General features: G+C 44.1%; 13 protein-coding genes. 9 read left to right on the forward strand and 4 right to left on the reverse strand.

Features of this window, described 5'->3' with window-relative positions; translation table 11 throughout:
- Nucleotides 1-2 precede the first annotated feature (2 nt).
- Together A3773_RS02175 and A3773_RS02180 are read right to left on the reverse strand one after the other, a co-directional pair.
- A complete protein-coding gene (locus tag A3773_RS02175) occupies nt 3-290 on the reverse strand; it encodes a co-chaperone GroES (protein WP_067868688.1) in 288 nt (95 codons plus the stop codon).
- 155 nt (nt 291-445) lie between these two features.
- Complete coding sequence (locus A3773_RS02180) at nt 446-952, reverse strand: FxsA family protein (RefSeq protein WP_067982425.1); 507 nt, start codon at nt 950-952, stop codon at nt 446-448.
- A 405-nt stretch (nt 953-1,357) separates the two neighbouring features.
- Between A3773_RS02180 and A3773_RS02185 the strand changes: the two genes are divergently transcribed.
- Nucleotides 1,358-2,125: an SDR family oxidoreductase gene (locus tag A3773_RS02185; protein WP_067982429.1), complete on the forward strand. Its 768-nt coding sequence runs from the start codon at nt 1,358-1,360 to the stop codon at nt 2,123-2,125.
- Between the two features lie 132 nt (nt 2,126-2,257).
- Here the strand turns inward: A3773_RS02185 and A3773_RS02190 are convergent, their stop codons facing one another.
- Nucleotides 2,258-4,180, reverse strand: a complete 1,923-nt coding sequence (locus A3773_RS02190; RefSeq protein WP_067982434.1) for a PhoX family protein — start codon at nt 4,178-4,180, stop codon at nt 2,258-2,260.
- Between the two features lie 356 nt (nt 4,181-4,536).
- Between A3773_RS02190 and A3773_RS02195 the strand changes: the two genes are divergently transcribed.
- The 5 genes from A3773_RS02195 (at nt 4,537) to A3773_RS02215 (ending at nt 10,503) form a co-directional block, all read left to right on the forward strand.
- A complete protein-coding gene (locus tag A3773_RS02195; RefSeq protein ID WP_067982435.1) occupies nt 4,537-6,708 on the forward strand; it encodes an esterase-like activity of phytase family protein in 2,172 nt (723 codons plus the stop codon).
- Between the two features lie 232 nt (nt 6,709-6,940).
- A complete protein-coding gene (locus A3773_RS02200) occupies nt 6,941-7,603 on the forward strand; it encodes a YccT family protein (protein ID WP_067982438.1) in 663 nt (220 codons plus the stop codon).
- Nucleotides 7,604-7,682: 79 nt separating this feature from the next.
- Nucleotides 7,683-8,612 carry a porin gene (locus A3773_RS02205; RefSeq protein ID WP_269454469.1) on the forward strand — a complete coding sequence of 310 codons (930 nt, stop codon included), beginning with the start codon at nt 7,683-7,685 and terminating at the stop codon, nt 8,610-8,612.
- A gap of 204 nt (nt 8,613-8,816) precedes the next feature.
- Nucleotides 8,817-10,211 carry an AmpG family muropeptide MFS transporter gene (locus A3773_RS02210; protein WP_067982444.1) on the forward strand — a complete coding sequence of 465 codons (1,395 nt, stop codon included), beginning with the start codon at nt 8,817-8,819 and terminating at the stop codon, nt 10,209-10,211.
- Nucleotides 10,212-10,281: 70 nt separating this feature from the next.
- Nucleotides 10,282-10,503, forward strand: a complete 222-nt coding sequence (locus A3773_RS02215) for a PA4570 family protein (protein WP_067982446.1) — start codon at nt 10,282-10,284, stop codon at nt 10,501-10,503.
- 29 nt (nt 10,504-10,532) lie between these two features.
- On the opposite strand, the gene A3773_RS02220 is transcribed toward A3773_RS02215, so the two are convergent.
- The gene (locus tag A3773_RS02220; RefSeq protein ID WP_067982449.1) at nt 10,533-11,015 is read right to left on the reverse strand and encodes a YajQ family cyclic di-GMP-binding protein; all 483 of its coding nucleotides are present in this window, start codon (nt 11,013-11,015) and stop codon (nt 10,533-10,535) included.
- A gap of 150 nt (nt 11,016-11,165) precedes the next feature.
- Between A3773_RS02220 and A3773_RS02225 the strand changes: the two genes are divergently transcribed.
- The 3 genes from A3773_RS02225 (at nt 11,166) to A3773_RS02235 (ending at nt 13,103) form a co-directional block, all read left to right on the forward strand.
- Nucleotides 11,166-12,059 (forward strand): 2-dehydropantoate 2-reductase, encoded by an 894-nt coding sequence (locus A3773_RS02225; protein WP_067982452.1) that lies wholly within the window; start codon nt 11,166-11,168, stop codon nt 12,057-12,059.
- A gap of 157 nt (nt 12,060-12,216) precedes the next feature.
- Nucleotides 12,217-12,783 (forward strand): cob(I)yrinic acid a,c-diamide adenosyltransferase, encoded by a 567-nt coding sequence (locus A3773_RS02230; RefSeq protein WP_067982454.1) that lies wholly within the window; start codon nt 12,217-12,219, stop codon nt 12,781-12,783.
- A gap of 29 nt (nt 12,784-12,812) precedes the next feature.
- Nucleotides 12,813-13,103 carry a hypothetical protein gene (locus A3773_RS02235; RefSeq protein WP_067982457.1) on the forward strand — a complete coding sequence of 97 codons (291 nt, stop codon included), beginning with the start codon at nt 12,813-12,815 and terminating at the stop codon, nt 13,101-13,103.
- Nucleotides 13,104-13,128: the final 25 nt, after the last annotated feature.

A 13,128-nucleotide genomic window follows, 5' to 3' on the forward strand; every position in this document is an offset into this window, starting at 1 on the left:
GATTAGTCTTCTAGCACACCGTAAATTTCGCCTTCGCTAAGAATAAGTAGTTCCTCGCCGTTTACTTTCACAGTATTGGCATAACCACCGAATAGTACTGTATCCCCAACCTGAACAGTCAACGCACTACGCTCACCGTTATCTAGAAGTCGGCCTTCGCCTACAGCAATAACCTTACCTTGGTTAGGTTTTTCCTGCGCGGAGCCTGGCAGCACAATACCGCTCGCAGTAGTGGCTTCTTCTTCGTTACGACGAACAACTACACGGTCGTGAAGTGGACGAATTTTCATTTTGTTTTTTCTCCTGATCTCTGTCTGACCAAAATCAACATTATGTTAGGAAATAGAGTGATTCATAGATTTAAAGAATCACCCTTTGAATAGCTAAATTGGGGCATTAAAAATGAATTCAACACCCCAATCGAAAAAAAGTTTCTTAGGAACAATTAATCTTTACGCTCAAACTCACCATCAATCACATCAGCCCCAGGCTTCGGAGGTATCTTTTGTTCACCATGATGCTCGAAGGGGGTTTCAGAACGATTAAAAGGATCATTAGAATAAAAGTGAGCGGAACCCGATCTATGTTGCTGAGACGCCATAATTGTAAAACGCCCCATTAATTTAGATGCGAAGGCTTTGCGTGTATAAGGCAGCAAGCAGCAAAACCCTAGAATATCCGTTACAAAGCCCGGCGTAATAAGCATGGCCCCGCCAACGGCTAACACAATCCCTTCAACCATCTCCTGGCCTGGAATTTCACCTTGATTAGCCCGTTGCTGAGCCCTCATCAAGGTTGATATTCCTTGATAACGCAACATATTCACGCCAATAAACGCCGACAGCAACACCAGACCGACCGTATTCCATACACCGATCGCATCACCTACATTGATAAGCACCGTAATCTCAATAATAGGAATAATAATAAACAGCAAAAAAAGAAATCTCATGGACGCCCCATCGTAAAGAAAGAGACTGCGGCAAATGGAAGCCTATCAATATCCGCCAACAGCAATATCCCTTATTTCTATGGGCTAAGAGCTACTTTTTCAAGCCTTGAGGCTATTTAAAGTCGTAAACACCCTCCTTTGTGATAAAAAATTCATAATAAAAAGCAGCATTAGTACCAAAGTACAAATTTACACCGCAGCGCGGTATTTAAACCTAAAAACATAGACTTAGCAGATGCAAAAGAATCAAATATTACACGGTCAAAAGTATATGAAACTTATTGATAAACTAAACATACATGCAAATTGTGGACATTTTTGCAAAAGCGTTATAAGTTTAAATTCTGCACAATGACGCAATGCACAATAACATTCAGAGTAAAACCGAAGTAAGGGTAATCCTCAATGGAACTCAAAGATAAAGTAATTGTTGTAACTGGCGGTGGCCGCGGTCTTGGTCGCGCAATGGCGCTTGAACTCGCTTCACAAGGCGCTAAATTGGCTTTGATCGACCTTAGCCAAGAAGACCTAGACACGACTGTAGGCCTTTGCATGGAAGAAGGCGTTGAAGCGCGTGCTTACATTTGTAATGTAGCAAAAGAAGACGAAGTTGAAAAAACATTCGCACAAGTTGTAGCTGATTTTGGCTCACTTAACGGTTTAGTAAACAATGCGGGTATTACCCGTGACGGCCTATTCTTAAAAGTAGATCGCGAAACCGGTAAAGTTGCGAAGAAAATGTCTATGGACCAATGGAATTTGGTTATCGATGTGAACCTAACAGGTACGTTCCTCTGCGCACGTGAAGCCGCTGCACAGATGATCGATTTAGGCGTTGAAGGTTGTATTATTAACATCTCGTCAATCTCTCGTTCTGGCAACATGGGCCAAACCAACTACACAGCGACAAAAGCTGGCGCACAAGCCATGGCTGTTACTTGGGCGAAAGAGCTAGCACGCTATAACATCCGCGCTGCATCAATCGCACCAGGCTACATCGGTACCGAGATGGTAATGAGCATGAAACCTGAAGCACTTGATAAAATTGCTGCGGGTATCCCTGCTAAACGTCTGGGTAAACCAGAAGAGATCGCAAAAACCGTTACATTCATTTTTGAAAATGATTATGTTAGCGGTCGTTGTTTCGAAGTGGATGGCGGCTTACGCATCTAACCACGTTCGAACTATAAAAAACCGGCCATGGCCGGTTTTTTTGTACCTGATATTTACACAATAATATGTGAACAGAACAAACTAAAAAGGGCCTTACGGCCCTTTTATGATCCCCTTGGGGGATAAGCTCAATTAAGCGCCAATCACACCACCATCTTCACGGGTAATCACAACAACGGTTGAGCGAGGTTTACTCATTCCACCTTCTGGAAAATGAGAGGCTTTCAGTTTCTCGCCTGGATGCTGGATACCAACAAACATCGTTTTATAATCCGGCGTAAAGGTTAACCCTGTTACCTCAGCCGCTATAGGACCGGTAAGAAAACGATGGACTTCACCACTTTCTGGATCGCCACATAACATCTGGTTGTTACCCATACCGGCAAACTCATGGCTATTTGAGTACTTACCATCAGTCATAATCCACAAACGCCCAGCCTCATCAAACCCTAAGCCGTCAGGGCTATTAAACATATTGTCTGGCGTGATATTAGCACTACCGCCCAACAAGCCTGTTGAGTGCAGCGATGGATTACCCGCGATCAAATAAAGATCCCACACAAAGTCAGACCGCGTATGATCCCCTTGCGCGGGTGCCCAACGGACAATCTGTCCATATACGTTATTCGCACGTGGGTTAGGCCCAGAAACCGGTTGGTTATCCTTCTTACCACGATTTTTATTATTGGTAAGGGTGCAAAAAGCGGTCTGCTTATTAGGATGTACCGCAACCCACTCAGGGCGGTCCATTGTGGTAGCCCCAACCTGAGTCGCCGCTAAACGTGTATGAATCAACACTTCCGCTTGGCTATTAAAGCCATTTTCAGGCGTTAAGCCATTTTTACCAAACGTAAGCTCTAGCCATTGTCCTTGGCCCTTTAGCTCACCATCAACCGCCATAAACTTGGCCACATAGAGCGTACCTTCATCAAGCAAGTTACGGTTATGTACTGCATTGTTAGCAATATACTTGTCTTTAGAAACAAATTTATACAGATGCTCACCACGCTCATCGTCACCTAAGTAAACGACCACATGCCCACTACCATCCACCATTAACGCCGCATTCTCATGCTTAAATCGCCCTAAGGCCGTACGTTTTTTAGGTTTTGAATTTGGGTCCATTGGATCAATTTCAACAACCCAACCATGACGATTTGGCTCGTTAGGGTTTTTCGATAAATCAAAACGGCTATCGTGTTTACTCCACTGATAGGTCTTATCAGCCCCCTTAATACCGTAACGCTGCTGCGCCGCAGGCACCGTATAAGTATCATCATTGGAGCCAAAGTATTTATGGAAGTTTTCTTCGCACGTCAGGTAAGTCCCCCACGGCGTTTGACCATTAGCACAGTTATTAAATGTTCCAAGCACGTCAGTGCCCGTCTCATCTGCCGCTGTTTTAAGTAAAGCATCACCCGCAGCAGGCCCAGTCAGTTGCATCGGTGTATTTGCAGTGATGCGACGATTACGCTGGCCGGAACGGTCAACAACCCACCCCGTAGAGGATTTTTTTATCTCAAAAATAGAGACGCCATGGGCATTCTGCGCTTTCAACACATCATCAGCGGTAATCGCTTTACCTTGATGGGCATATAGGTATTCAACATTAGTGTATTCATTGTTAACCGCCATCACAGCACGGTCAGCAGAAAGCGGAAACAAACTCATACCATCGGTATTATCGCCAAACTGTAACGCCTGACTCGACGCAGGTGCATCGCCGGAAGGATCAAACGCGGGTGCACCATCAAAAAGAGGGTCTCCCCAAGAGATCAAGTTATCGACTTTATAACCTTTAGGCACAACAACTGTATCAGCGGTACTTGCAGGCACTGGATCAAAGCCTATCAGTTTGCTTTTTACAGAAGCGGACATCGCCGCTTGAACCGACTGCGCAATAGGCGACATGCCGATGAAGGCACCGATTCCCAACGCCCCCATCCCTGCCATAAAACCACGACGACTAACGGCTTTATCCGCCATCCGTGTGAAGTCTGAATCTTGCTCTTGATTCAAATTACTGCATCGATCATGTGAATTGTCGTAACCCATTTTACTCACCATTAAATGTTAATAAGCGGCCCAACTTGAGTTTTTGTATAAGCACAGCAGCTAAAGACTCTTTGAAACCAATTAATCAAAGTCCTGCAAAATAGAAGATTTGAATGACAACAACATGACAATCACAAGGAATAAAATAGTTGAAACAAAAGTTTAACCAATCATTCATATGACACTTAACACCAGACACAAGAACAAACAAATCCTTAATATTCAATAAGATAAAAAATATAAAGCAGCTAAGCCACTCCTACCAAAGCCATCACCTTTCACCGAACTGTCACATAAGCCACATAGGATCGCGCCTCAAATCTTTGATGCTATCTATTTATAGGAGTCTAAAACAGATGTTCCGCCATCCAGGTAAACACACCTTAATCGCACTCGCTCTCGCTTCTGCAGCCGTTACTGCTCAGGCCGATACCTTTAACCGTATTGCGACCTTCGCTAACATTCATAACTTACCTGCCGGGTCTGATGTTACGACTGAAACGTCAGCAGAGATTATTGCTGCAACACATGACGGTAACTCACTTGTTTACTCCGATAGCCCTTTGGGCGGTATCGGTTTTATTGATATCAAAAATGCATCCAAACCTAAACCCGGCGGCTTTGTTTCTCTTAATGGAGAACCCACCTCTGTTGCCGTTACGACTAACACCGTACTGGCTGGGGTTAACACCTCCGAAAGTTACACTAAGCCAAGCGGAAAACTCGTATCTCTCACGCTGACAGATCATAAAATCAGTCAGAGCTGCGATCTAGGAGGCCAGCCCGATTCAGTTGCTGTTTCTAAAGATGAAAAGTATGTCGCCGTTGCGATCGAAAATGAACGGGATGAAGACTTAAATGATGGCGCGCTACCGCAGCTGCCTGCAGGCTTCCTTACGATTTTCCCACTAAAAAATGGTCAGCCCATGTGCGACCAAATGAAAAAAGTAGAACTCACGGGGTTAGCGGCCATCGGTTCTGAAGACCCAGAGCCTGAATTTGTAGACTTCAACGACAACAATGAAATTGTTGTGACTCTACAAGAGAACAACCACATTGTTATTGTGGCCGCAGAGAGCGGTAAGGTCATCAATCACTTTTCAGCAGGTTCAGCTGAATTAACAATGATTGATACAAAGAAAGATAAAGCCTTTGATTTCTCTCAAACACAAACACGTTTACGCGAACCTGACTCCGTAAAATGGATTGATAGTGACCGCTTTGTCACCGCTAACGAAGGCGACTTCCAAGGCGGGTCACGTGGTTTTACCATCTTCCATAAAAATGGCGATGTCATGTACGAGTCAGGCTCAGACTTTGAACACAAAGTGATTGCCACAGGCCACTACCCAGATAAACGTTCAGGTAAAAAAGGCAATGAACCGGAAGGGGTTGCCATCGGTACATTTGGCGATGAGACCTATATCTTCATTTTATCTGAACGCGCGTCCATGATCGGGGTGTATCGTGACACAGGTAAAGCACCTGAATTTATACAGATGCTTCCCTCCGGTATTGCACCAGAATCCGCCGTGACGATACCTAGTCGCAACCTATTAATCAGTGCCAATGAAAAGGACCTGATTGAAGATAAAGGCCCGCGTGCGCACGTTATGATTTATGAACTAAGCGATAAAGAAGCGGCTTATCCACAGCTCATCTCACAACAAAATAGTGAGGGTATGCCTATAGGTTGGGGTGCATTATCAGGCCTAACCGCTGACCCTAAAACAGCAGGAAAGCTCTTTGCCGTTAACGATAGTTTTTATGCTAACCAGCCCACCATTTTTACTATTGATGCGACCCAAAAGCCCGCTATTATCACGCAAGCAATGACCGTGACTCGTAATGGAAAACCGGCTAAAAAGTTAGATCTTGAAGGCATATCCATCGATGGTGAAAACGGTTTTTGGCTCGCCTCTGAAGGTAACGCTAAAAAAGAAGTACCCCATGCGATTTATCATGTAACGCCTAACGGCGAGATCGACAAAACCATCAACTTCCCTGCAAGCCTCTTAACTCACCAGCAACGCTTTGGGGCAGAAGGTATTACCCAAGTCGGCGATACCTTATGGATTGCGATTCAACGGGAATGGTCTGATGACCCTAAAGGACGGGTAAAACTACTCGCCTACAACCTGAAAACAGAGCAATGGGGCGCAGTCCACTACCCTCTTGAAAAAGCCACATCCGGCTGGGTTGGGTTATCCGAAATCACTGCCTACAACGGTGCGCTATATATCATAGAGCGTGATAATCAATTAGATGAAAACGCAACGATCAAACAGCTGTGTAAAGTAAACCTAGCAGGCCTTAAGCCAGCCCCCATTGGCGGCAAGCTACCGGTAGTGACGAAAGAACAGGTAAGAAACTTTATTCCAGACCTGAAATCACTTAAGGGGTATGTCACAGACAAGATCGAAGGCTTTGCCATTGATGCATCAGGTCAGGCCTTTGCGGTTACTGACAATGACGGTGTCGATGACAGCTCCGGTGAAACGCTATTTTTCGCCGCAGGACAACTATAACGTCCGATCTCCATACATCTCCGAAGGTAGCCCTACCTTTGGAGATGCTCTCCTTGCGCTCCTCTGAAGAAATAATTTGCTACCGAAAAACACCTTTTTAAAACAAATAAAAACTTTAAAAAAACCGTAACAAAAATAAACAAAACTGAAACCTAATTGAAATAAATAATAACTATTATTGCGCTGCAAAATAGATCAATTAAAACAAACAAGCATCAGCAAGGACTTCACATTGTTTTCTTTAAAGCCTCTAAAAACCACATTATTCTTGGTTACTTATCTCTATTCATCTTTTATTTTTGCCGAGAACATATTAAACCTTTCCGATGGCGTTAACTTGATCGCAGTTAATGGAAAGGAAGCAGAAAATGGAGGTTTTATAAATAATAAAAGCGCTTACGCTTTACCTAATGGAACAAACCAGATCGTCATTAACTATACCGCTGAAATCAAAAACGGCAGTGAATACGAATTGGAATACAGCAACGCATTCGTTCTTTTATTTGAACAACAAGACAAAACGCTATTTTTATCCGCGCCTAAGATCAACAAGATCAAAGATATCAAAGCATTAGAAAACAGTGGCGCTTGGATACTAACCGACAATAACGGCCAAGAGATCAACTACAAAGTCTCTTTAATAAAGAACAGTGGATTTCAGTTAAGCCGAGATTATGAGCGAGAACTGGAAGACTTCAACAAAACAGATGCAGCGGCAGCACTACCTAAACCGTCTCTCTTCGATTCAAAAAACGTAACGATAAACCCGGCAAAAGCAAACAATAACAATACAAGTGCCAAGGAAAATATGCCCGCCAAAATGCTTATGTTTTGGTACAACCAGGCAGATAAAAAAACACGTAACTCTTTTAAAGAATTTATTAAAAAACATTAATCACATATTTAAAAATTAAATATTTATTTAAAACTCTTGGAGTGTATTAAAATGGAAAAAGCTGATTCTGGCTTCCGCTATTGCCGCTATTGCAGCAAACTCTGCTACTGCAGCGACTATTTATGAAGATAAAGGTCTAACTTTCAAAATTAAAGGTGACTGGCAGGTTCAGCTACGTGATAACGCGAGCAAAACCAAAGACGCTGAAGTTGAATTTGACGACCTAGAAATCAAAAACTCTATTATTTACGATCTAGGCAATGGCCTTACTGCATATGGCCAATTAGATTTCGGCTTCAAAAAAGCAGCAGAAGATGAAATTGATGGCGACCAGCTAGAAGAAGCGTACCTAGGCCTTAAATCACACGGTGTATCTGTTCAAGTTGGTAAAATGGACAATGCAGCGGATGACTTTGGTGTTGAAAATGCGAAAGAAAATGCCCTAGGCGATGACGTTTTTGATGAGTTCGGCTCTGTAGATGGCGATGATGTTATTCGTTTTGATGCGGATTTCGATGTCGCACACGTTGCGATCTCTCATGAGCTTGAAGCTGATGGCGAAAAAAGTGAAAACGGCGAATCAACTGAAATTTATGTTGAAGGCGGTTTTGATGCGATAACACTAGGCGCTGCGTACCAAACATTGAAAGCAACACCTACCTCATCTTCTGTTGATATCTGGGGTGTAAGCGCTTCATATGACGCAGGCTTCGCTGAGTTTGGTGTGGATTACGGTGTATCTGATCAAGGTGGATCAAACAACGATGTTGCGATGACAAACCTTGTAGCAACATTTAAAGCATCAAAAACCACAAAAATCGCTGTAGGTTATGTTGAGCACGACTACGATGCAGCTAACAGTGATGAAGATGCTATCTACGCTAACGTTGTATACAAATTCCCAGCACAGAAAAACGTCTCTGTCTTTGCAGAAATCACTAACCGTGATGACGATGCAGGCACTGACTACGAGCTAGACGTGCTAGCAGGTATGCGCATCAAGTTCTAAGTAGCGCATAAGCCAACCTGTACTTCCCCCCTTCAGTAGAGGTTGGTTTGTATAAAAAGCCCAATGATCTATATAGAGCCATCTATGTAGATATTGGGCCTTTTTGTTTTTATCTATCCCCGCTGCCATAAACATACCTTCAAATCATTGCCTTGCTAACAACAGACAGGGACAATAGACGCTTATTCATGGAAGGCGTTTAAGATGTCATCAGTCGAACCTCAGCCCACACCTTGGCTACAATCGGCCAAAATCTATTTACACCCGAGAGCCATCACCTTACTTTTTTTAGGCTTTTCATCTGGATTACCGCTACTGTTGGTCTTCGGCACATTGTCATTTTGGTTAAGAGAAGCCGGTGTTGAGCGTAGTGTTATTACTTACTTCTCATGGGTTGGACTCGCTTACGGCATTAAATGGCTTTGGGCGCCCTTAGTTGACTGCTTGCAACTCCCAATCTTATCGCGCTTACTCGGTCGCCGCCGTAGCTGGCTCTTTTTAGCCCAGACCATGTTACTCGCGGGTCTTGCTGGTTTAGCGTTCTCTAACCCACTTGAACATCTAGAATTCATGGCGTTGATGGCGGTATTAGTGGCATTCAGCTCCGCAACACAAGACATTGTGATCGATGCTTACCGTATCGAATCGGCAGAGGACCGCCTCCAAGCCGCGATGGCTGCTACCTATATGGCGGGCTACAGAATCGCTATGATTGTCGCGGGTGCAGGAGCACTCGCCATTGCGGCATGGGTATCACCTACGCCTGACAGCTACGATCAAAGCTCATGGAGAGTAGCTTATCTGGCCATGGCCTCACTTATGCTTATCGGCATTGTGACCACCTTATCCGTATCCGAACCAAACGCCATCTTAATGGACGAGGAAACCTTAGAACAACGAAATAAGGTTATCCAATACAGTGAAAAATATGCTCACCTTCCGAACATTCTTTCGCGCTTTCTCAGCTGGGCTTATGTTGCCGTGGCTTGCCCCTTTATCGATTTCATAAAACGTTACGGTAAACAGGCCGTTATTATTTTGGCCCTGATTGGGACCTATCGTATATCGGATGTAATTCTCGGTATCATGGCAAATGTGTTTTATGTCGATATGGGATTCACTAAAGGGGAGATCGCACAGATCATAAAGATCTACGGTGTGGTTATGACGATTGTAGGCGCCGGTTTAGGGGGCATTTTAGTCAACCGTTTTGGCGTGATGAAAATTCTATTTTCCGGGGCGTTACTCGTATCACTGACAAATCTGCTATTCGCTTGGTTAGCCACACTTGGCCATAACACAACCGCGTTAACCATTGTTATCTCCTTAGACAATCTCAGCGGAGGCATTGCAACCGCGGCATTTATTGCTTACCTCTCCAGCTTAACCAATATCCAATATTCTGCGACGCAGTACGCATTGTTTAGCTCGGTCATGCTGCTGTTCCCTAAATTTTTAGGGGGGTTCTCGGGTGGGTTTGTGGATGCCTATGATTATGAGTGGTTCTTTATATCTGTGGCCCTGATTGGCTTACCGGTGTTGCTGCTAATCGTACTTGCCGCGAGAAACATAAAACCATCAAATGAAAATGAGAATTAATATCATTTACATCTAGATCATAATGTCCTATTCTTGTTTCACTTCATTGCGATTAAACAAGGAGAGGAACATGACTTATGTGATTGATGCTTGGTTTGAAAGAAGCAATCCCTACCTTAGAGTCACCCATCGCGCGACGGGGATACCTATCGTACATTGGCAAGGAAACGCGCTGAGGAAACAGCTTGAGAAGGGTACGATCTGTGTGGAGGATTTTTCAGATACGCCTTCACAAGAGTTAGTAAAGGAGCTTTTTTTGCTGGATTGCTTAGAACAGAAGGGTGAGGGGTAAAACCTCTCTACCCTATGTTCATGAGTGCTTTAGTCACGGAAGTTATTAAACTGTAGCGGAAGCTCTAAATCGGCTTCACGTAAAAACGCCATCACCGATTGTAAGTCATCACGCTTTTTACCCGTTACTCGTACTTGGTCACCCTGTATTTGGGATTGTACCTTGAGCTTGGCATCTTTAATCATTTTGACAATTTTTTTAGCAAACAGCGGCTCTAAGCCTTGCTTAAGAATCACTTCCTGACGCGCTCTCATGTTTGCTTTTTCGGGGTCTTTAACCTCTAAACAACGCAGATCAATTTTCCGGCCCACCATCTTTGTACGCAGTACATCCAGTAGCTGTTGTAATTGAAACTCCACTTCCGCATGCATAATGACTGAACTATCGTTCTGTTCAAAACGAGCGTCGACCCCCTTAAAATCATAACGCATCTGTACTTCGCGATTAGATTGATCAACAGCATTGGAAACTTCGTGCATATCCAATTCAGAAACGATATCAAACGATGGCATTTATCAACTCCTCTAGTTTTGTCCGATTTTAGCCGACCTCTGCACGCTTTTCACGCCACAATAGCCATAAAAGAGGTAAATCACGTTAGAATAGGCAATAACAATCGGCGATTACCCTAACGCGACAACATACGAGTTAATGGAGTAGTAATGACACAACAATGGCATATCCTTGGCGCTGGAGCTATTGGTTCATTATGGGCCTGTCATCTTGTTGATGCAGGTTTTCCCGTAAAGTTAATTCTGCACACCCAAGAGAAACTCGATATTTTTAAACAAAAAAATTCGATTCTCCTCGCTGATCGCGCTTATCCAATGACAGCGGAACTGGCCGATGCAACCGACACTATTGATCAACTTCTCATCACAACAAAAACAGTGGATACAAACGCCGCATTTAACAGCATCCAAGCACGTATTAACCCGGGAGCCCGCCTCATGGTCCTACAAAATGGGATGGGGAGTCAGCAGTGGGTTCAAGCACAACGTCCCGATACGAATGTTACTTGGGCATCCACTACCGATGGTGCATGGCTAAAGGCCCCTTTTCACCTCCACCATGCGGGGCAAGGTATCACCCATATAGGTTCACCTCAACAACAGTGTTTACCTTGGATAACTCCCCTCAAAAACGGCTTCCTTACGCTTGAAGAGGACAGTGATATTAGATTAACCCTATGGCGGAAACTCGCCATCAATTGCGCGATCAATCCACTCACAGCACTTCACCGTTGTAAAAATGGCGCATTAATTAATAACCCTGATTACCTTTCAACCATGGCTGCTATCTGTCGGGAAGTAGAGCTGGTCGCCCAAGCCAGCCATATTGAACTGTTTGACGGCCCGCTGATCGAACAAGCCTGCCATGTGGCGGAAATTACCGCCGAAAACTACTCATCAATGCTGCAGGACGTACAGAAAGGTCGTCAAACAGAGATCGACAGTATCACCGGCTACCTTTGCGAGACCGCTAAAAGTGCAGGGATTCCAGTCCCTATAAACCTAATGCTGCTTAACAAAATAAAGCAGATTCAAACCACATAGAACACTCCACTATCGCCCCCCCATAACGTCTAAATAGTCCCCAACTCATCTTTACCCTCTCCGCTCCTCACTCGGCTTGTCATTACGTGGGAACCCTTTATCCTGAAGCGGGTCTACTATTAAGACGCTTAATACAGTTATATACATAGGCCGCTTCATGTCCAATCGACTAACACGTATCTACACCCGTACCGGTGACCAAGGCACCACCGCATTAGCTAATGGAACACGCATTAGTAAAACCAGCCCTCGTATTGAGGTACTCGGTACGGTAGACGAACTGAATAGCAGTATTGGGCTTATCATTTCAGGCTTACAAAACGATGACCCTATACACCCGGTTCTAACATTGATTCAGCACCAGTTATTTGATTTAGGGGGTGAGATCGCGGTGGCTGATCATAGCTATACAGTTATTGATCAAACAGAGATAGAATACTTAGAATGTCAGATTGACAAACTGAATGCTGAACTCCCCCCTCTTAAAGAGTTTATTCTTCCAGGGGGCTCAGTTGCAGCTTGTTATACACATTTAGCACGTAGTATCTGCCGACGGGCTGAACGACAAATTACAGCACTGTTAATGGATGATGGTGAGCAGGTTAACCCACACGCGGTGGCATACCTAAACCGCCTATCCGATCTACTTTTTGTGGCGAGTAGAACAATAGTGTTGAGGCAGGGCGGTAAAGAGATTCTCTGGCAACCTAGAGATAAACGTTAATAAAGAACCGCCTTTAATAAGGAGTATCTATGAAAATCATATCTATTTTCAGTCTATTATTTATCGCGTCATTTGCTTGGGCTGATTGTTCTACTGAACAAACCTTATGCGAGACCCAATGTGCCGTTGTGCATTTAACCGATGAGGCAGCAGAACTCGGCTGTAAATCAAAATGCATGGCAAAACGTGCGTTATGTTCAACGGAATCGGGTGCTAAAACAGCGGTTGATACAGGTGGCGAGGTCATCGATTCAGGCGTTGAGGTCAGTAAAGATGCATGGCAAGACACTAAGTCATTTGTCAAAGGCTTAACGGAGTAAGTACTCAGTTAAGTTCAATAAACGC

It is taken from the genome of Neptuniibacter pectenicola (assembly GCF_001597735.1).
Lineage (GTDB): Bacteria > Pseudomonadota > Gammaproteobacteria > Pseudomonadales > Balneatricaceae > Neptuniibacter > Neptuniibacter pectenicola.

What these genes read in the sequence shown, in the direction of transcription:
- A3773_RS02190 (WP_067982434.1), bottom strand. Translation starts at nt 4,180, where the DNA reads ATGGGTTACGACAATTCACATGATCGATGCAGTAATTTGAATCAAGAG.
- A3773_RS02235 (WP_067982457.1), top strand. Translation starts at nt 12,813, where the DNA reads ATGAAAATCATATCTATTTTCAGTCTATTATTTATCGCGTCATTTGCT.
- A3773_RS02225 (WP_067982452.1), top strand. Translation starts at nt 11,166, where the DNA reads ATGACACAACAATGGCATATCCTTGGCGCTGGAGCTATTGGTTCATTA.
- A3773_RS02215 (WP_067982446.1), top strand. Translation starts at nt 10,282, where the DNA reads ATGACTTATGTGATTGATGCTTGGTTTGAAAGAAGCAATCCCTACCTT.
- A3773_RS02210 (WP_067982444.1), top strand. Translation starts at nt 8,817, where the DNA reads ATGTCATCAGTCGAACCTCAGCCCACACCTTGGCTACAATCGGCCAAA.
- A3773_RS02230 (WP_067982454.1), top strand. Translation starts at nt 12,217, where the DNA reads ATGTCCAATCGACTAACACGTATCTACACCCGTACCGGTGACCAAGGC.
- A3773_RS02220 (WP_067982449.1), bottom strand. Translation starts at nt 11,015, where the DNA reads ATGCCATCGTTTGATATCGTTTCTGAATTGGATATGCACGAAGTTTCC.
- A3773_RS02195 (WP_067982435.1), top strand. Translation starts at nt 4,537, where the DNA reads ATGTTCCGCCATCCAGGTAAACACACCTTAATCGCACTCGCTCTCGCT.
- A3773_RS02185 (WP_067982429.1), top strand. Translation starts at nt 1,358, where the DNA reads ATGGAACTCAAAGATAAAGTAATTGTTGTAACTGGCGGTGGCCGCGGT.
- A3773_RS02180 (WP_067982425.1), bottom strand. Translation starts at nt 952, where the DNA reads ATGAGATTTCTTTTTTTGCTGTTTATTATTATTCCTATTATTGAGATT.
- A3773_RS02175 (WP_067868688.1), bottom strand. Translation starts at nt 290, where the DNA reads ATGAAAATTCGTCCACTTCACGACCGTGTAGTTGTTCGTCGTAACGAA.